20 protein-coding genes and 1 tRNA gene are annotated in these 18420 nt (G+C 66.9%); 9 read left to right on the top strand and 12 right to left on the bottom strand.

Going from position 1 to position 18420, the window contains the following annotated elements; translation table 11 throughout:
* Window positions 1-2: 2 nt before the first annotated feature.
* Window positions 3-1361, bottom strand: a complete 1359-nt coding sequence (locus tag A5658_RS03435; protein WP_067331144.1) for a wax ester/triacylglycerol synthase family O-acyltransferase — start codon at window positions 1359-1361, stop codon at window positions 3-5.
* A gap of 113 nt (window positions 1362-1474) precedes the next feature.
* On the opposite strand from A5658_RS03435, the gene A5658_RS03430 reads away from it, so the two are divergent.
* Window positions 1475-2248, top strand: coding sequence for a DUF732 domain-containing protein (locus A5658_RS03430; RefSeq protein WP_067331142.1), 774 nt, complete (start codon window positions 1475-1477; stop codon window positions 2246-2248).
* A 363-nt stretch (window positions 2249-2611) separates the two neighbouring features.
* Entirely contained in the window at window positions 2612-3310 is a 699-nt protein-coding gene (locus A5658_RS03425) for a DUF732 domain-containing protein (RefSeq protein WP_197503028.1), read from the top strand.
* Window positions 3311-3383: 73 nt separating this feature from the next.
* On the opposite strand, the gene A5658_RS03420 is transcribed toward A5658_RS03425, so the two are convergent.
* The 3 genes from A5658_RS03420 to A5658_RS03410 all read right to left on the bottom strand — a co-directional run bounded on the left by A5658_RS03420 (window position 3384) and on the right by A5658_RS03410 (window position 4464).
* Window positions 3384-3474, bottom strand: a tRNA-Ser gene (locus tag A5658_RS03420).
* A gap of 29 nt (window positions 3475-3503) precedes the next feature.
* A complete protein-coding gene (locus tag A5658_RS03415; RefSeq protein ID WP_067331138.1) occupies window positions 3504-3962 on the bottom strand; it encodes a nucleoside deaminase in 459 nt (152 codons plus the stop codon).
* On the bottom strand, window positions 3952-4464 hold the full coding sequence (locus A5658_RS03410) for a tRNA adenosine deaminase-associated protein (protein ID WP_067331136.1): 513 nt from the start codon (window positions 4462-4464) through the stop codon (window positions 3952-3954). The genes A5658_RS03415 and A5658_RS03410 overlap by 11 nt, the downstream gene beginning before the upstream one ends.
* Window positions 4465-4584: 120 nt before the next feature.
* Between A5658_RS03410 and A5658_RS03405 the strand changes: the two genes are divergently transcribed.
* On the top strand, window positions 4585-5529 hold the full coding sequence (locus A5658_RS03405; protein ID WP_197503030.1) for a prephenate dehydrogenase: 945 nt from the start codon (window positions 4585-4587) through the stop codon (window positions 5527-5529).
* Here A5658_RS03405 and A5658_RS03400 read toward each other — a convergent pair.
* From A5658_RS03400 to A5658_RS03380, 5 genes are all read right to left on the bottom strand, one after another.
* The gene (locus tag A5658_RS03400) at window positions 5492-6007 is read right to left on the bottom strand and encodes a putative glycolipid-binding domain-containing protein (protein ID WP_231997196.1); all 516 of its coding nucleotides are present in this window, start codon (window positions 6005-6007) and stop codon (window positions 5492-5494) included. The two genes, A5658_RS03405 and A5658_RS03400, sit on opposite strands and share 38 nt — an antisense overlap.
* Before the next feature lie 74 nt (window positions 6008-6081).
* On the bottom strand, window positions 6082-6804 hold the full coding sequence (locus tag A5658_RS03395; protein WP_067331132.1) for an ABC transporter permease: 723 nt from the start codon (window positions 6802-6804) through the stop codon (window positions 6082-6084).
* Entirely contained in the window at window positions 6801-7496 is a 696-nt protein-coding gene (locus tag A5658_RS03390) for an ABC transporter permease (RefSeq protein ID WP_067331130.1), read from the bottom strand. The genes A5658_RS03395 and A5658_RS03390 overlap by 4 nt, the downstream gene beginning before the upstream one ends.
* Window positions 7497-7498: 2 nt before the next feature.
* Window positions 7499-8596: an ABC transporter ATP-binding protein gene (locus tag A5658_RS03385; RefSeq protein ID WP_067331128.1), complete on the bottom strand. Its 1098-nt coding sequence runs from the start codon at window positions 8594-8596 to the stop codon at window positions 7499-7501.
* Window positions 8593-9534 (bottom strand): ABC transporter substrate-binding protein, encoded by a 942-nt coding sequence (locus tag A5658_RS03380; RefSeq protein WP_304442067.1) that lies wholly within the window; start codon window positions 9532-9534, stop codon window positions 8593-8595. The genes A5658_RS03385 and A5658_RS03380 overlap by 4 nt, the downstream gene beginning before the upstream one ends.
* Before the next feature lie 77 nt (window positions 9535-9611).
* Here A5658_RS03380 and A5658_RS03375 point away from each other — a divergent pair, with 77 nt between their 5' ends.
* Window positions 9612-9959 (top strand): lipopolysaccharide assembly LapA domain-containing protein, encoded by a 348-nt coding sequence (locus A5658_RS03375; RefSeq protein WP_067331124.1) that lies wholly within the window; start codon window positions 9612-9614, stop codon window positions 9957-9959.
* Here the strand turns inward: A5658_RS03375 and A5658_RS03370 are convergent, their stop codons facing one another.
* Together A5658_RS03370 and A5658_RS03365 are read right to left on the bottom strand one after the other, a co-directional pair.
* The gene (locus A5658_RS03370) at window positions 9960-11006 is read right to left on the bottom strand and encodes a phosphotransferase family protein (protein ID WP_067331121.1); all 1047 of its coding nucleotides are present in this window, start codon (window positions 11004-11006) and stop codon (window positions 9960-9962) included.
* A complete protein-coding gene (locus A5658_RS03365) occupies window positions 11003-11647 on the bottom strand; it encodes a histidine phosphatase family protein (RefSeq protein WP_067331118.1) in 645 nt (214 codons plus the stop codon). The genes A5658_RS03370 and A5658_RS03365 overlap by 4 nt, the downstream gene beginning before the upstream one ends.
* A gap of 82 nt (window positions 11648-11729) precedes the next feature.
* Between A5658_RS03365 and A5658_RS03360 the strand changes: the two genes are divergently transcribed.
* The 5 genes from A5658_RS03360 to A5658_RS03340 are packed head-to-tail and all read left to right on the top strand — an operon-like array spanning window position 11730 to window position 16431.
* A complete protein-coding gene (locus A5658_RS03360; RefSeq protein ID WP_067331200.1) occupies window positions 11730-12743 on the top strand; it encodes a phosphotransferase family protein in 1014 nt (337 codons plus the stop codon).
* A 49-nt stretch (window positions 12744-12792) separates the two neighbouring features.
* A complete protein-coding gene (locus tag A5658_RS03355) occupies window positions 12793-13557 on the top strand; it encodes an SDR family NAD(P)-dependent oxidoreductase (protein ID WP_067331116.1) in 765 nt (254 codons plus the stop codon).
* 15 nt (window positions 13558-13572) lie between these two features.
* Entirely contained in the window at window positions 13573-14856 is a 1284-nt protein-coding gene (locus A5658_RS03350; protein WP_067331114.1) for an acyl-CoA dehydrogenase family protein, read from the top strand.
* Complete coding sequence (locus tag A5658_RS03345; protein ID WP_369830477.1) at window positions 14846-15457, top strand: TetR/AcrR family transcriptional regulator; 612 nt, start codon at window positions 14846-14848, stop codon at window positions 15455-15457. The genes A5658_RS03350 and A5658_RS03345 overlap by 11 nt, the downstream gene beginning before the upstream one ends.
* A complete protein-coding gene (locus A5658_RS03340; protein WP_067331108.1) occupies window positions 15457-16431 on the top strand; it encodes an NADPH:quinone oxidoreductase family protein in 975 nt (324 codons plus the stop codon). The genes A5658_RS03345 and A5658_RS03340 overlap by 1 nt, the downstream gene beginning before the upstream one ends.
* A gap of 91 nt (window positions 16432-16522) precedes the next feature.
* On the opposite strand, the gene A5658_RS03335 is transcribed toward A5658_RS03340, so the two are convergent.
* Window positions 16523-18394, bottom strand: a complete 1872-nt coding sequence (locus A5658_RS03335; protein WP_067331198.1) for an alkyl/aryl-sulfatase — start codon at window positions 18392-18394, stop codon at window positions 16523-16525.
* Window positions 18395-18420: the final 26 nt, after the last annotated feature.

Below are 18420 nucleotides of genomic sequence, written 5' to 3'. Positions count from 1 at the left end.
AGTCACACCCCGACCGCGCGTTCTAGATCCTTGAGTGAGGTTTCCAGGTGACCAAGCAGCCGCTGCAGATGTGGCACGCTCTTGCGGCACCCCACCAGGCCGAAGTCGATGTTGTCCGCGTTGTTGACCATCGTGATGTTCAGAGCCTGCCCGTCCAGCGCGATCGACAGCGGGTAGTTGCCGTCCAGTCGCGCGCCACCCCAATACATCGGCTCGGTCGGCCCCGGCACGTTGGAGATGACGATGTTGAACGGCGGCGGGGACGTCCGGACGAGGCCCGGAAGCGATGACAGCCCCAGCGGCGCGATCAGCGCCGCTGACAGCGCATACGCCTGAAGCCTCGGCAGTTCGGCGAACACCTTTTTGTTACCCCGCATCGACGCGCTGATCGTTTCCAGCCGCTTGGCCGGATCTTCGACGTCGGTGGCCAGGTTGCACAGCAGCGCGCCCACCTGGTTACCTCCGGAGTCGGCCTGCTCTTCGGAGCGCATGCTCACCGGGACCATCGCGATCAACGGATTGTCCGGCAACGCATGCTCGTCCTGCAGGTAGTAGCGCAGCGCGCCGGCGCACATGCCGAGGATGACGTCGTTGAAGCTCACCCCGGCGGCGACCTTGATGCTCTTGAGTCGGTCGATACCCCACGACTGGGCGGCCACCCGTCGGGCGCCGCCGATCGGCACGTTGAACATCGTGCGGGGGGCGGCGAACGGCAGGGTCAGCTGCTGCTCCAGTAGCGCGGCGCGGGCCAGCGCCCACGTCGAAGGCCCATATGCCGCAATGGATCCCGCGATCTGACCCAGGCCCGGCCGCTTCGACTTCTCGGGTTCGCGGTGGCGTCGCGGCAGGTCCCAAATCGCCTGCATCTCAGTGTCTTCGGGACTGGCCGACAGCGTCCGCTGCATGAGCCGCAGGGCGGAGACGCCGTCGATCAGCGCGTGGTGGAACTTGCTGTACAGAGCGAACCGGCCGTCGTTCAGGCCTTCGACAAAGTGGGCTTCCCACAGTGGGCGGTGTCGGTCGAGCAGGCCGCTGTGCCACCGCGAGGTCAGCTCGAGCAGCTCGCGGACCCGCCCCGGCGACGGCAGCGCCGAGCGCCGCACGTGGTACTCGACGTCGACGTCGTCGGGGTCGTCGTAGGTCCAGGCGACGTTCGGGAGTCCGCCGAACGTCCACGCGGGGTGTTTGCGGAAGGTGGGCTGAAAGTGACGATTGGCGACCAGCTGGTCGTGGGCTTCGCGGACGAACTCCGGACCCGCGCCTTCCGGCGGCTGGAAAAGCTGTAATCCGCCGACATGCATGGGGTGCTCACGCGACTCGATCGTCAAGAAGACCGAGTCGAGGGGACTCATTAGTTCCATCAGTTCATCTAAGGCGCTGCCGTCAGTCACGGCCAGCGAATCCGCGGATCCATTTGCGGCGAGATCAGGTGGTAACGGTAATCCGATACGGCAGTTGGCCGTAAGCTCGTGGGATGCGCGATCGGGAGACGATCGACTCCGAACTACGCCGCGTAGCAGCCGAGCTCCGCTCGATCCGCGAGCGCGGCGGGCGGCCGTCCAGCCAACAGGTCGACGCGCTTCTCGACGAACGCCTGGGGCATCCCGTCGAGGTGCTGTGCGACACCGCGGTTCTCGACGAAATCCTGGCGCCCTTCGAGGAAACCTTCGAGCGCCCGCGCCGTCGTCGTCGGATTGGGCTACTGCGTCTGGCGCTGCGCGCGGCGGTCCCGATGTCGGTGCTCGCGCTCGGCTCGGTTCTGGTGGTGATGTTCATGCTGCACCGGCATCATCGGCCGACCGTGCCGCCGAGCAGCCCGGTGTCCGAGGAACAACCCGTCCCGGTGGCTGCCCCGCCGTTGATCCCGCCGGCCAAGGCATCGTCGCCAACTGAGATTGCCGAAACGGCGATGATCGACGTCTTGCAGCACGAGGGCGTGCCGGTGCCCAACCGCGACTACGTCGCGACGCAGGGGCATGCGGCGTGCGACTTCCTCGGGCGGGATGCCAACTTCACCGATGCCGCCCAGTTCGTACAGCGGTCGACCGTTTGGGATGCCCAGCAGAGCGCCGATTTCACCACCGCCGCCATCGTCACCTACTGCCCGCAGTTCGAGTCGACGGGCAACGATCAGGCGCAACAGACGTATCAGAAGTCGCTGACGAATCTGCAAGCGGTTCAAGGCGATCTGCAGGGCATCAACCGGGATCTACAGGACATCAGCGACGGCCTGCACGGGGGCAGCTGACTGTCACGAGCCAAGTTGGACCGTCGACTGTGCAGCTTTTGCTCGCGAAAAGACGAAAATTCCTTTACGAGCCACACACTCGACGCCGAGCAGATGTCGTAGAGAAAGTCACCCGGGCCAAAGCAGGATTGGGTCCTATTTATTCACCTTTTAGTTTGATAATGTTCACTCAGCGTTAACCTGACTGGCAGGTCGAGAAAAGCGCCTGCACGCGCGTTGCAGGGGCGAAGCTGAACGGCGCGACGCCTCTAAACATTTGGCACTGCACACTTTTCGATCGAGGCGATCATGATCGTTGCCGAAGATTCTGCTCTATCAAACTCCTACGTTGCGGCGGTCGACCGCGATATCACGCCGCCCACAGTGACAAAACATCCGTCGCATATCCACCTGCCTCTGGCCGGCATTGCCGGACCAATTGTCGGTGCCGCTATTGCGCTGGCACCTCAGGCGAATGCGGGCAGCGATGACGACTTCTTGGCGATGCTCGCTCAGGCCGGCGTTCCCGCGGCCGACAACATCCCGTCGGTCATCGACTACGGCCACCAGGTTTGTGCGGCGCTGCAGGGCGGGGAGCCCGCGTCGCAGGTGGTCGACACGATGGCGAATTACAGCTACGCCGAAGACCCCTCGCATGACCTTGGCCAATACCGCCGCACGATGGTCCGATTCGTCAGGGTCGCGGTGACGGCTTTCTGCCCGGGAGCCGGGGGAAATCTGGCTTCTGCGTCACGGTCCAGCGACGGGCGTCACGTGGTGCTCGCCGGAATGACGATTCCGAACCCGCCAATGATTCCGCCGCAGCCGGACCTGGTGACGAAGTTGCCTGCACCGGCCGTTGCGACTCCGGTACCCGCTCCGAAACAAGCACCGCCGCCCCAGAAGGTGCAGCCGCCTCCACCACAGGTGGTCGAACCGCCAGCCGTCGGACCGCAACCAGGCGCGGGTAACGGCGGCAGCGACGGCTCCGGGGGTGGGCACGCCGGAAGTGACAATGGTGACGGCACCCCGGGGCCACCCGGACCGCGACTCCCGGAAGGCCACATCGTCTTGGCCCCATGACGTGAGAACGTCTGTCGGACAATCGGATTCAGCTAGGCAGACAATCCCGTGCCGGTGGCCGGGGTAATAGCTTTGGCGGTGGCGGAGGGATTTGAACCCTCGGACGGGGGTTACCCGTCACACGCTTTCGAGGCGTGCTCCTTAGGCCGCTCGGACACGCCACCGCCGGAGAGCTTACCGAACGCCCACGTCCCTATCCCAATCGCTGGCGGGCGAAGAAGTCCTCCAGCAGCGCAGCGCACTCCTCGGCCAGCACGCCGCCGCGCACATCGGGCCGGTGGTTGAGCCGGCGATCACGGACCACGTCCCACAGCGAGCCCACCGCGCCGGTCTTGGGCTCCCACGCCCCGAACACCACCCGCCCGACCCGCGCCATCACCAGCGCTCCGGCGCACATCGTGCACGGCTCGAGGGTGACGGCCAGCGTCGCACCTTCCAGCCGCCAGCCGTCGCCCAGCACCCGGGCGGCCTCCCGGATGGCCAGGATTTCGGCGTGCGCGGTCGGATCGCCCAGCGCTTCTCGGGCGTTGACCGCGCGGGCCAGCTCCGTTCCGTCGGCCGCGACGACCACCGCACCCACCGGTACGTCCCGCGGACCCGCCGTCGCGGCAACCGCCAGCGCGGTGCGAATCAGATCGTCGTCAGCGACCAAGGCGATCGAGCACCGACGACAGCTCGTCGGCGAAGCCCATCTCCCGGGCAATGCGACCCAGCTGCTCGTCGGCGTAGAGGTCGGTCTCGTCGAGGATCACGCTGAGCACCGCCTCGGGCAGGCCCACGTCGGACAGCAACCCGAGATCCCCTTCGGCGAACGGGTCGGCGTCTTCAAGCTCGTCCTGCTCGATGTCGGCGTCGAGGTTGTCCAGCACTTCTTCGGCGATGTCGTACTCCAGGGCCGCGGTCGCGTCCGACAGCAGCAAACGCGTGCCGGACGGCGCCGGCCGCACGATCACAAAAAAGTCGTCATCGACATCGAGGAGGCCGAAAACCGCGCCGGCACTACGCAACTCGCGCAGTTCGGTCTCGGCCTCGGACAAACTCACCAAAACCTTGGGCCCCATCGCTGAGCAACGCCATTTGCCGTCTTCGCGCACGACAGCCACACCGAATCCGTCCGGCGTATCGGCCTGCGCAGACGCCCGCTGTGCTCCCATGGGCGCCTACGCTAGTCGCGCGGAAGCCCGTTGACCAGCACATGCCCAGCAAACGGGTGTCGCGTCCCCAGCCAGATATGCCAACCTTGACACGTGGCTTCTCCCGTTTTCAAGACACCGGTGTGCGTGCTGGGCCTGGGACTGATCGGCGGTTCGCTGCTGCGCGCCGCCACCGAGGCCGGCCGAGAAGCCTTCGGCTACAACCGCTCGGTCGAAGGCGCCCAGGCCGCGCGGTTCGACGGTTTCGACGCGTCGACGGATCTGACCACGGTGCTGAGCCGCGCCGCGGATGTCGGCGCGCTGATCGTGATGGCGGTGCCGATGCCGGCGTTGCCGATCCTGCTCAGCCACATCGTCGACACCGCACCCGATTGCCCGCTCACCGATGTCACCAGCGTCAAGGGCGCGGTCCTCGACGAGGTCACCGCCGCGGGTCTGCAGGCGCGCTTCGTCGGAGGACACCCGATGACAGGCACCGCGCATTCGGGCTGGGAAGCCGGGCACGCCCGCCTCTTCGTCGGCGCCCCCTGGGTGATCAGCGTGGACGACCACGTGGACCCCGCCGTGTGGTCGACGGTGCTGCAATTGGCGCTGGATTGCGGGTCGGTCGTGGTGCCGGCCAAATCCGACGAGCACGACGCCGCCGCGGCGGCCATCTCGCACCTGCCGCACTTGCTGGCGGAGGCCCTGGCGGTGACGGCGGGAGAGGTACCGCTGGCGTTCGCGCTGGCCGCGGGATCGTTCCGGGACGGCACTCGGGTCGCGGGCAGCGCGCCGGATCTGGTGCGAGCCATGTGCGAAGCCAACGCCGCGCAACTGCTGCCGCGCGTGGACCGGGTCATCGACCTGCTCAGCGAGGCCCGAAAGTCGTTGGTGCACAACGACTCCGTTGCGGACCTCGTTGAGAGCGGGCATGCTGCCCGCGCCCGCTACGACAGCTTCTCGCGGCCGGAGATCGTCGGTGTGTTCGTCGGCGCCGAGAATTGGCGCGGTGAGTTGGCGGCCGCCGGACGCGCCGGCGGCGTGATCAGATCCGTTCTGCCAAGCCTGGGTAATCCACGATGAACCCGTCGGCGTCGAGGGTCAGCGTGACATCGGCCACCGGTGAATGCACCTTCATGCCGTCGCCGATGTTGCTGTAGCTGACCGTCGCCGCGGCCACGCTCATCTCCGGCAGGTTCACGTAGACCGTCGGCACGGCGACCGCGTCCTGGTGCTCGTGGAGTCCGATCCGGCGGATCGGCAGCGTGTTGAAGAACGGGCTGTACACCACGTCGACGTCGAGCGCGCCTTCATAGGCCGCGCGAGAGTCGCCTTGGTGGTCGGTGATCAGCCAGACGTTCTCGTCGTCACGGGCGACGACGAGCTGCCGCTCCCGCTCGGCCAGCGTGGCGGTCATGCCGAGTCGCTTGGTTGCGCCGGTTTCATCGGTCAGCAGGTCGTAGTAGGCCGCGAAGGCCGGGTTACTGTCGGTCGCGGCGGCGACGATGCGGCCATTGGCCTTGATTCGCTTGCCCGACAACTGCACCCGCACCGATTCCATCCGCCGGTGATCCTGTGAGCGCCAGGTCAGGATCGTCGACCACGCGTTGCCCGTCGGGTCTGACAGCGTTTGGCTCACGGGTCTACGTTAGGCGACGGCAATACAGATATCGACGTCTGGTGGTGTGGCCTTCGGCGCAGTCGCCCGGTACCCGGTACCGACGCCCATACCGCGAACGCCAGCACGCCATCGAGGGTCAGCGCCAGCGCAGCGACCATCAGCGCACCGACCAGCGCGATGTGGAACTGGCGCACCTTGATGCCGTCGATCAGGTATCGCCCCAACCCACCGAGGCTCGCATAGGCGGCCACCGTCGCCGTCGCAACGACTTGCAGCGTCGCTGTCCTCAACCCCCCCACGATCAGCGGCAGCGCGTTGGGCACCTCGACCCGAAACAACACCTGTAGCTCGTTCATGCCCATCGCGCGTGCGGCATCGACCACCGTGCGATCGACCGCCGACACCCCGGCGTAGGTGCCCGCCAGCAGCGGCGGGATGCCAAGCAGCATCAGCGCGACGATCGGCGGGATCAGGCCCAGGCCCCACAGCAGCACGGCCAGCAGCAGCACACCCAGCGTCGGCAATGCGCGCAGCGCATTGACCAGGCTGACCACCACCAGCGTGCCGCGCCGAGTGTGCCCGACCACCAGCCCGAGCGGGACGGCAACCAGCGCCGAGGCCGCCACCGCCATAGCGGTGTACTCCAGATGCTCCACCGTCCGTTGCCCCAGGCCGACCGGCCCGAACCAGTTGTCGGCGGTGAACAAGTAGGACAGCGCCTGGGTAAGGAAGTTCATCGCGAGCCACCCACGTCGACCGCTCCCCCGGGAGCTTTCAGCAACCGCCGAGTCGGCCGCGACACCCGCTCCCACGGCGTGGCGAACCGGCCGGCCAACATCAGCGCGACGTCGATCACCACCGCCAACACGAAGATCGCGATGATGCCGGCCACGATCTGGTCGCTCTTGTTCGCCTGATAGCCCTCGGTGAACCAGGTGCCCAAACCGCCGATACCGATCACCGCACCCACCGACACCATCGAGATGTTGGTGACGACCACTACCCGCAGACCCGCGATCAGCACTGGAATCGCCAGCGGCAGTTCGACTTTCAATATTCGAGCCAGCGGATGGTATCCGACGGCGATGGCGGCGTCACGCACCTGCCACGGCACCGCATCCAGCGCCTCGAAGATCGCGCGCACCAGCAACGCGGAGGTATAAAGCGTCAGCGCGACAACGACATTGGCTTCGTCGAGGATCCTGGTCGGGATAATCAGCGGCAGGACCACGAACAGCGCCAGCGACGGAATGGTGAACATTGCGCTGGCGGCGACCGTGGTGAACCGCCGCAGCGGTGGGATTCGCCACGTCAGCACACCCCACGGCAGTGCGAGCACCATGCCCGCCAGCACCGGCACCAGCGACAGCCGCAGGTGAATCACGGTCAACGCCCAGGCGGTTGGAAGGTGATGCAGCAGATAGTGCACGGTTAATTCCGTCGGTGAGAATCCAACGCGGCCAACACATCCCCCGCCGACACTCCGCCGGTGACCTTGCCCGCTTCGTCCACGGCCACACCCATCGCCGCCGGCGACGACAGCGCGGCGTCCAGCGCCTGGCTCAGGTTGGCACCGGGCCGGAACACCGCACCCACCGCGGTCACGCTGTCGTCCAGCGATGCGCCACCGCGGTGCTTGCGCAGGCCGTTCACGTCGATCCAGCCCAAGGGCGCGCCATCGGGATTGACTACCAACGCCCACCCGTCGCGCAGCAACTCCTCGCTGACCGCGGCAGGATCGGTGATGGTGGCAATATCATGCAGCGGAAGGTTTGTCGCGCCAAGGAACTGCAACCAGCGGTACCCGCGCCCGGCGCCGATCATCCGGGATACGAAGTCGTTGGCCGGACGCGACAACAGCCGGGCCGGCTCGTCGTATTGCTGCAGCACGCCGCCGCGGCCGAACACCGCGACCCGGTCGGCCAGCCGGATGGCCTCGTCGATGTCGTGCGTGACGAACACGATGGTCTTGTGCAATTCGGCTTGCAGTCGCAGGATTTCGCGCTGTAGCTCGTGGCGAACGATCGGGTCGACGGCCGAAAACGGCTCGTCCATCAGTAAAATCGGTGGATCAGCGGCCAGAGCGCGCGCCACGCCGACGCGTTGCTGCTCGCCGCCGGACAGTTGCGCCGGATAGCGTTCGGCCAGCTTGGCGTCCAGGCCGACCCGCTCCAGCACGGCGTACGCGGACTTGCGCGCGGCCCGGCGCGACTGGCCTTTGAGCACCGGAACCGTTGCGACGTTGTCGATTACCCGCTGGTGCGGCATCAGCCCGGCGCCCTGGATCACGTAACCGATGCCGAGGCGCAGCCGCACCGGATCGACACCCGCGACGTCTTCGCCGTTGACCACGACGGTCCCCGATGACGGCTCGGCCATCCGGTTGATCATCCGCATCGACGTGGTCTTGCCACATCCGGACGGGCCCACGAACACCGTCAGCGTTCCGGGCGGCACGTCCAGATTAAGCCGGTCTACGGCGACGGTGCCGTCGTCGTAGACCTTGTGGACGTCGCGGAAGCTGATCATTGTCCGTTCTCGATCGGGTGGTCGAAGCCGTTGTCGTGCAGCCATTTCCGGGCTGCCTGATCGGGGTCGACGCCACCGTTGCCCGTCACCGAGGCATTCAGGTTGGCCATTTCGCGAGTCGTCAGCTTGGCCGATACCGTGTCGAGCACCTTCGCGAGCCGATCCGACTTCTTCTGCGTATTCACCAACGGGACGATGTTTCCGGCCAGGAAGTTGTGTAGTGGATCGTCAAGTGCCACGAGGTTGCCTTGCAGGAGCGCGGGCGAGGTGCTGAAGATGTTGGCCGCGTTGACCTTCCCTTCGGTCAGGGTGCGCACGGTGACGGCACCTCCGTCGTCACTGATTGCCACGAAGTTGCCCGGCGAAACGTTCAGTCCGTAGCGCTGTTGCAGTCCTTTCAGGCCCGAGGGTCGCACGAGGAAGTCCGACGGCGCGGCGAACTTCACCTCGGCCGAATGCGGGGCGAGGTCGGCGATGGTCTTGAGGTGCCATTTGGCGGCGGTGTCGGCGGTGACCGTGACGGTATCGGTGTCGCACGCGGGCGACGGGGCCAGCAGTGACAGATCCGGCGGCAGGCGTCGGCTCAACTCCCGTTCCACATCGTCGAGCATCGTCGCGGTGGCGTCCGGCTCTAGGTAGAGCAACAGGTTGCCGACATATTCGGGCACCAGATCGATCGAATGATCCTTCAGCGCAGGGATATACGTCTCACGGCTACCTATCCCCATTTGGCGGCCGACGCTGAAACCATTGGCCTGCAACGCTTGTGCGTAGATCTCGGCGACGATCTTGGACTCCGGAAACCCGGCCGACCCGACCACGATCGAGTTGGGACCGCCCGACGCCCCGCCCAGCGGGTTGGAGCTGCCGCAGGCCGCGGCGGTCAGGCACACAGCGGTCAGCCATACCGCGACACGGTTCCCGCGCCGCCGCCGCATGCTCATGCCACCGACATTAATGCCCGTTTCCGCCTAGATCGGTTCCCTTTGCCCCGGCAAGGGGTAAAGATGAATTTATGAGCAGCGAGCCGCCTGTATCACCCGAAGAGTCGCTGGCGCACCCCGCGCCGGCCCCGGAGCCTGCGGCGCCACCCGCGACGGCGGTCAAATTCACTCGGACCGCCAGCGTGTGGTCCTCCTTGATCGCGGGCTTCCTGATCCTGATCGTCCTGCTGGTCTTCATCGTCCAGAACCTGTCCGAACAACGGGTGAACTTTTTCGGCTGGCATTTGTCGCTGCCACAGGGCGTCTTGCTCTTGCTGGCAGCGGTTGCCGGCGGGCTGGTCACCGTGCTGGTCGGCACCGCGCGGATCTTCCAGCTGCGGCGCGCCGCGAAGAAGAACCTGCTCGCGTCCGGCCGCTAGTCAGGCCTTCTGCAGTTCCGCCAGCCCGGTCGCGATCAACGGCGCCACGGTTTCTCCGACCCGATCGGAGGCGTCTTCAGCGTCGTTAGCGCCACGCGACATCCGCCTGCGGAAGTCGATGCCGGCTGCGATGATGGCCAACTTGAAATAGGCCAGCCCCATGTAGAAGTTCCAGTGCGCCAACGGTTGTCCGGAGATCTCCGAATACTTGTGAGCCAGCTCGTCGGCGACCGGTAATCGCGGCGAGGTCCACGCGGCGTGTGCGTTGATGATCAGGTCGAGCGAGGGGTCCCGATACACGCACATCAGCGCCGCGTCGCTGAGGGGGTCGCCCAGCGTGGAGAGCTCCCAGTCGACCACCGCGCGCACCTGGGTCGGGTCGTCGGCGTCCAGGATGGTGTTGTCGATCCGGTAGTCGCCGTGCACGATCGACGTTCGGCTCTGCTCGGGAATGGCGTCCTGCAGTGCCTGATGCAGGCGCGCGACGTCGGCGTCGCGGTCGTCGCCGGGCAGGTGCACGTGCTCCCATTGCGAGCCCCAACGCCGGACCTGGCGCTCCAGATATCCGCTGGGCTTACCGAAGTCGGCGAGACCGACCGACGCCGGGTCGACGGCGTGCAGGTCGGCCAGCACCTTGATCAGCCCGTCGACGCACCCGTCGATGACGTGCTGGTCGCCCATCGCCTCCAGCTCGGCTCGGCTGCGCACCACCTGCCCGGCAACGTATTCGACCATCTGGAACGGCGCGCCGAGCACCGAGTCGTCGCTGCAGAGCGTGACCGCCCGGGCCACCGGGACGTCGGTATCGGCCAGGCCCGCGACCACGGTGTACTCCCGCGCCATGTCGTGCGCCGAGGGAGTCAGCCCGTGCAGCGGCGGGCGGCGCAGTACCCATTTCGACGAGTCGTCGGCGACCAGGAACGTGAGGTTGGAGCGGCCGCCGGAGATCAGCTGCGCCGTCAGCTCACCATCGCGCGCCACTCCCGCGGATCGCAGGTGTTTGTCCAAGGCGAGGAGATTGAGCCCTTCGAGATTCGAGCGAGTCACGACGTCTTCTTATCAGGGCTGGTTCGACGGTTTCGCGGCAGCAGGTCCCATACGTGTTCGGTGCCGTTGACAGCCACCACGCTGGCCTGACCGGACCGGGAGAACAGCAGCCGGGTCACCGAGGCGTAGTCGATCGGGAACGACAGGATCCGCCTGGTGCCCAGGATCTCGTGCAGCACCACGTTGATCACCCCACCGTGGCTGAACACCGCGACGGTGTCCTCGTGCTCGGTGGTAGCGACCACATTGTCGACGGCCGCTCGCACCCGCGCCCGGAACGCGTCCTCGTCGACCGCGCTCGGGAGATGCCCCTCCGCCATCCGCGCCCACTCCTGCGGATTCTCGGCCCGGATCTCTTCGATCGGGATGTAGACCGGCAGCTCCCGGTCGTACTCGGCGAAGCGGTCGTCGATCTCGATCTCCAGCCCGCATGCCGCGGCGACAGGTTCCGCGGTCTGCACCGCACGGCGCTGCGGGCTGCTGATCACCCGTGCGATCGGAAAGCGGACGAGCGCCTCGGGGAGTCGGGCCACCTGCTCACGGCCCTCGTCGGAGAGGTCCGGGTCGGCGCCCCGTCCCCCTCCCCCAGGAACCGGGCCGCTGCGGAGCGGCAACGCGTGCCGGACCAGAAGCAACTGCATCCGGACAGCCTTGCACGCGCCTCGTGCCCCTTGCGATGCCGTCGGAGAATGCTATTCTCCATCTGGAGATTGGGGTGTGCAGATGTTGGACGCTGAGGTCCTTGGACGCTGGCTGGACGCGAACGGCGCTCCGGGCACCGGCGAGGAAACGGTTCTCGAGACGTTGTCCGGCGGCTCGCAGAACAACCTGTACCTGATTCACCGCGGCGACGAGCGCATGGTGTTGCGCATGCCGGGCGACCGCGCCGACGCCGCCCGCATCGACGGGTTGTTGCGCGAGATCCGGCTGGTTCGCGCGTTGGGCGGCACCGACGTTCCGCACGCCGAGTTGATCGCGGGCGACGACAGCGGCGAGCTGTTCGGTAAGCCGTTCTACGTGATGCAGGCGATCGACGGGTGGAGCCCGATGGACGGCGGCTGGGAGGCGCCGTTCGACGACGACCTGGACGCTCGCCGCGGACTGGCCTTCCAACTCGTCGAGGGCGCGGCCAAGCTGGGCCGAGTGGACTGGCAGGCACAGGGTTTGACCGGATTCGGCCGACCCGACGGATTCCACGAACGTCAGGTCGACCGGTGGCTGGCCTTCCTGGACAGCTACCGCGTGCGCGAACTGCCCGGCCTGCACGAGGCCGCGGAGTGGTTGCGCGCCAACCGGCCCGCCCACTACACACCGGGCATCATGCACGGCGACTACCAGTTCGCCAACGTGATGTTCGCCCACGGCGGGCCGGCCCGGCTGGCCGCGATCGTGGACTGGGAGATGACCACGGTCGGCGATCCATTGCTGGACCTGGCCTGGTGTCTGCTGGGCTACGACGGCGAAAACCCCAAGGAGGACGGGTTTTATCTCGACATGACGGGGATGCCGACGCGCAGCGAGTTGCTCGAGCGCTACGAGCAGGTCAGCGGCCTGTCCTGCGAGAACATCGACTACTACCTGGTGCTGGCCAACTGGAAGCTCGGCATCGTGCTGGAAAAGACCTACGCTGCTGGTGTGCGCAGCGGCAAGGTCGACCCGAAGATCCAGGACGCGTTCGGGGCGATGGTCCCGCAACTGATCACCACCGCGGCCGGGTTGGCTGGGTCACTGAAATGAGTCGCGCCGACGACGATGCCGAGCGAAGCTCGGAGGAGGAGCGGCGCAAATGAGTTATGCCGAACAGCTTTTCGACCTGACCGGCCAGACGATTCTGATCACCGGCGGCAGCCGTGGGCTGGGCCGCGAGATGGCGTTCGGCGTGGCCCGCTGCGGCGCCGACGTGGTGATCGCCAGCCGGAAGATGGAGAACTGCGTCGCCGTCGCCGAGCAGATCGAGAGCGAGACCGGCCGCACGGCGATGCCCTATCAGGTGCACGTCGGCCGATGGGATCAACTCGACGGCCTCGTCGACGCGGTCTACGACCGATTCGGCAAGGTCGACACGTTGATCAACAACGCCGGCATGTCGCCGGTCTACGACAACCTCACCGACGTCTCCGAGAAGCTGTTCGACGCCGTGGTGAACCTCAACCTCAAAGGTCCATTTCGGTTGTCCGCGTTGGTCGGCGAGCGGATGGTGGCGGCCGGTCGCGGCTCGATCATCAACGTCAGCACGGCGGGTTCGCTGCGGCCGACGCCCGACATCATCCCGTACGCGTCGTCGAAGGCAGGCCTGAACGCGATGACCGAGGGCTTCGCCCGCGCCCTCGGGCCGAAGGTTCGAGTCAACACGCTGATGGCCGGGCCGTTCCTCACCGACGTCAGCAAGTCGTGGAACATCGAACGAGCCACGCACAACCCGTTCGGCAGCCTGTCGTTGCAACGGGCCGGCGATCCCGTCGAAATCGTCGGCGCCGCTTTGTTTTTGGCGTCGAACGCGTCCAGCTTCACCACCGGCTCGATCGTGCGGGCCGATGGCGGCATTCCCTGACTAGGAGCGTGAGATATGGCGTGGGACTTCTCCACCGAACCCGAGTTCGCGAAGAAACTCGACTGGATCCGCGAGTTCGTCCGCGACGAGGTCGAGCCGCTGGAGGTGTTGTTCCCCGGCTGCGAGTTCCTGCCGCTGAACGACCAGCGCCGCAAGATCGTCGACCCGCTCAAACAACGGGTCCGCGATCAGGGCCTGTGGGCGCCGCACCTCGGCCCGGAACTCGGCGGGCAGGGCTTCGGCGCGGTCAAGCTGACGCTGATCAACGAAATCCTCGGCCGCAGCCCGTGGGCGCCGATCGTGTTCGGGACGCAGGCGCCCGACACCGGCAACGCCGAGATCATCGCCCGCTTCGGCACCCAGGAGCAGAAGGACCGCTACCTGTCGGGACTGCTGTCCGGAGAGATCTTCTCCTGCTTCTCGATGACCGAGCCGCAGGGCGGCGCCGACCCGCGAGTCTTCACCACGCGCGCCGTCAAAGACGGCGACGACTGGGTCATCACCGGGCGAAAGTACTTCTCCAGCAACGCATCCGTGGCCTCGTTTTTCATCGTCGTCGCGATCACGAATCCCGATGTGGCGGTGCACCACGGTGCGTCGACGTTCCTCATCCCGGCTGACACGCCGGGCCTGAAGGTCGAGGCGAACCATCATCTCGTCGGCGCCGGTGCGCACGAGCCGGGCCATTCGCTGGTGCACTACGACGACGTGCGGGTGCCCGCCTCCGCGCTGCTCGGCGAGCCCGGCCAGGGCTTCCTGATCTTGCAGACCCGGCTGGCCGGCGGCCGACTGCACCACGCGATGCGCTCGATCGGGATGGCGCAGCGAGCGGTCGAGATGATGGCCCGCCGCGCGAAAAGCCGCTTCACCCAAGGCACGTTGTTGGCCGACAAGCAGTTGGTACAGGAGTTCGTCGCCGACTCCTACACCGAGCTGACGCCGTTCCGGCTGACCGTGCTGCACGCCGCATGGCTGATCGACAGCGGCGACGAACACAGTGCCCGCGCCGAGATCGCCATCTGCAAGATCCTGGCCTCACAGGTGCTGAAATCCATTGCGCTGCGGGCGATTCAGGTACACGGTGCACTCGGGCTGACCGACCAGCTGCCGCTGGTCAACGTGCTGCTCGGCGGCATCGCCCTCGGCCTGGCCGACGGGCCGACCGAAGCACACAAGGTCAACCTGGCCCGCATGTTGCTCAAGGGCGTCGAGGCCGAGAGCGCGGAGTGGCCCAGCGAGATGCTGGACGTTCGCCGCGAGGCCCTGCGCGCCAAATACGGTGCCCTCGTTGACCACTAGAGCAACCGCAGCCGTCGAGCGCGCGCTCGACGAGCGCCAGCGCGGAGCGACCCAGGAGGTCGAACGGATTCTCGCCGCCGCGGTCCGGGTGATGGAACGGGTGGCGCCCGAGCCGCCGCGGGTCAGCGACATCGTCGCCGAAGCCGGATCGTCGAACAAGGCGTTCTACCGCTACTTCGCCGGCAAAGACGACGTGATCCTCGCGGTGATGGAGCGCGGTGTCGCGATCGTGGTCTCGTATCTGCAACACCAGATGACCAAGGAGCGCACACCGGCGGGCAAGGTGCGGCGCTGGATCGAGGGCGCGCTGGCACAGGTCGCCGATCCGCATCTGATCAGTATGAGTCGCGCTGCGGCCGGCCAGGTTTCGGCCACCACCGACTGGCGGGCCGCCGACGACGCCATCATGCACCCGATGCGCGAACTGCTCACCGAACCGATCGCCGAGCTGGGCAGCAAGGACGTCGACCGCGACGCCGACGCCGTGTTCCTGTGCACGGTGTCGGCGATGCGGCGTTACCTCGATTCCGCGCAGCGCCCCCGGCGCGCCGATGTGGACCATCTGGTGCGGTTCTGCCTCCGCGGGCTGGGAGTCGGCTGATGCGCGCCGCAGTCTGCCGCACCTACGGCCCGCCTGAAGACCTTGTCGTGGAAGAGGTCGCCGACCCGGTACCCGGCCCCGGCCAAGTGGTGGTGCGGGTGCACGCGGCGGCGGTCAACTTTCCGGACGTGCTGATGATCGACGGCAAGTATCAGGTCAAGCAGCCGCCGCCGTTCACCCCGGGCAGCGAGCTGGCCGGCGAGGTGCTCGCCGTCGGTGACGGCGTGTCGATTCGCGTGGGCCAACGGGTCTCGGCCACAACGTTTGTCGGGGCGTTCGCCGAGCAGGCGTTGTTGCATGAAGCAATGGTCACGCCGATACCCGACGGCGTGGACTTCGCGTCCGCAGCGGCGTTCGGCGTCACCTACCGCACCGCGTACCACGCGCTGCGGTCAATCGCCGACATCCGGCCGGACGACTGGGTGGTGGTGCTCGGCGCCGCCGGCGGCGTGGGATTGGCGGCGGTGGATCTCGCCGTCGCGATGAAGGCCCGGGTGCTGGCCGCCGCGTCGAGCCCGGAGAAACTCGAGCTGTGCCGCCAGCGCGGAGCCGAGGCCACGGTCGACTACGACCGCGAGGACCTCAAGACCCGCATCCGCGAGCTCACCGGTGACGGCGCCCGCGTGGTACTCGACCCGGTCGGCGGGAGCTACGCTGAGCCGGCACTGCGCGCCCTGGCCCGCGGCGGGACGTTCGTCACGCTGGGCTACGCCGCCGGAGCGATCCCGGCCATCCCGCTGAACCTCGTTCTTCTGAAGGGAATACTGGTCCGCGGCATGGAAATTCGCACGTTCGTCACGGACCGCCCGCACGACTCGGCGCGCGACATGCGGGAGTTGACGGAGATGTTCGCGACGGGTGTGATCCAGCCCTACATCGGCGCACGGTTCCCGCTGGCCGAGACCGGGGCGGCGTTGCGGCTGGTAGCCGACCGCAAGGCGATCGGCAAGGTGGTCATCGACGTCACGGCGTGATCATGGCTTCTGACGTCGTGAGACGGAAGCCAGGGCTGCCATTTCTTGGAATTTACGACCGTGGCTTCAGTTTCACGCAAACGGGTGAGCGTCACGGCGTGACGATGTTGAACGACGGGTCCGGCCGGTCGAGCACGCCGAGGAACTGCTGCAGGGTCGCCTGGTCGCCGGACACCTCGAAGCCCGGCGAGGTAAAGTCACCGGTCCCCAACAGCACCAGCCGAAAAGCGTTGTCCAGCTTGATGGTCACGGCGGCCGTCGACGGGTCGGCGGCCACTCGTCGATGCACCAGCACACCATTGCGCAGGGCGAGCCGATAGTTCGCGGCCGGGTTGCCCAGCGTGACGTCGAGGGCGATGTCCAGATCCCACGCCCGTGGCCCGTTCACGCTGATCGCCAGCCCGTCGAAGATCTGCTCGGGCGTCAGCTGCGCCAACAACGTCGGCGACGACGGCTGCACCGCGGTACCGAAGTTGCCGTCGCGCAACTCGGTCGCCCCCGACAGGAAGAAGTTGCGCCACGTCGCGTTCTCCGCGCCATACGCCAACTGTTCCAAGGTATCCGCGAGCAGCGCGCGGGCACCGGCGTGCTCGCTGTCGGTGAACACGGCATGGTCGAGTAGCGTTGCCGCCCAACGGTAATCGCCCTCGTCGAAGGCCCGCTGGGCGAGCTCGACCACCCGGTCGATGCCGCCGAGCGCGTCGACGTACCGCGCGCCCAACGCCTCAGGCGGGTGTGGCCACAGCCGAGCCGGGTTGCCGTCGAACCAGCCCATGTAGCGCTGATAGACCGCCTTGACGTTGTGGCTGACCGAGCCGTAGTACCCGTGGGTGTGCCACGCCTTGTCCAGTGCCGGCGGCATCTGCATGGTCTCGGCAATCTCGGGGCCGGTGTGCCCCTGATTCAGCAACCGCACGGTCTGATCGTGCAGGTAGCCGTACAGATCCCGTTGCACCGAAAGGAATTCGACGACGCGGTCGCGGCCCCAGGTCGGCCAATGATGCGACGCGAAGACCACATCGGTGCGGTCGGCGAACGAGTCGATGGCCTCGGTCAGATACCCCGACCAGGCGTGCGGGTCGCGGACCAGCGCACCGCGCAACGTCAACAGGTTGTGCAGGTTGTGGGTGGCATTCTCGGCCATGCACAGCGCGCGGAATTTCGGGAAATAGAAGTGCATTTCGGCCGGTGCCTCGGTGCCCGGCGCCATCTGGAATTCGATCTCGACGCCGTCGATGGTGTGGGTCTCTCCGGTGCGCTTGACGTCGACGGTCGGAACGATCAGAGCGATCTCACCTTGCGAGGCCGCTTGTCCCAGACCACAACCCACGTGCCCGCGCGGACCAACCTCGAGCAGGGTGCCGTACATGTAGGAGGCCCGGCGCGCCATCGCCGGCCCGGCGTACACGTTCTCTTGCACGACGTGTTGGGTGAACCCCTCGGGCGCCAGCACCGCGACCTTTCCCGCGTCCACGTCGGCCTGCGAGGTGACACCGAGCACGCCGCCGAAATGGTCGACGTGGCTGTGGGTGTAGATCACCGCGACGACGGGCCGGTCACCCCGGTGAATCCGGTACAGCTGCAGCGCCGCCGCGGCAACCTCGGTGGAAACCAGCGGATCGATCACGATCAGGCCGTTGTCGCCCTCGACGAAGCTGATGTTCGACAGGTCCAGTCCGCGAACCTGATAGATGCCCGGCACGACTTCGTAGAGGCCTTGTTTCGCCGTCAGCGCGCATTGCCGCCACAGACTCGGATGCACCGACGGCGGCGCCTCCCCGGTGACGAACGAGTACTTGTCGTTGTCCCACACCACCCGACCGTCGGCGGCGTTGACGACGCACGGCGTCAGCGCAGCGATGAATCCCCGGTCGGCGTCGGTGAAGTCGGCGGTGTCGTCGACTGGTAAGTGACGATCCTGATGTGCGGATGCGACGGCGGCCGTCGGCGGCTTGTGGTCCACGGGATCGACCTTGCCACTATTGCACC

Source organism: Mycobacterium sp. 1245111.1, from assembly GCF_001673405.1.
In the GTDB taxonomy this organism is placed as follows: Bacteria; Actinomycetota; Actinomycetes; order Mycobacteriales; family Mycobacteriaceae; genus Mycobacterium.
This window is presented reverse-complemented; position numbering and strand designations above follow the sequence as displayed.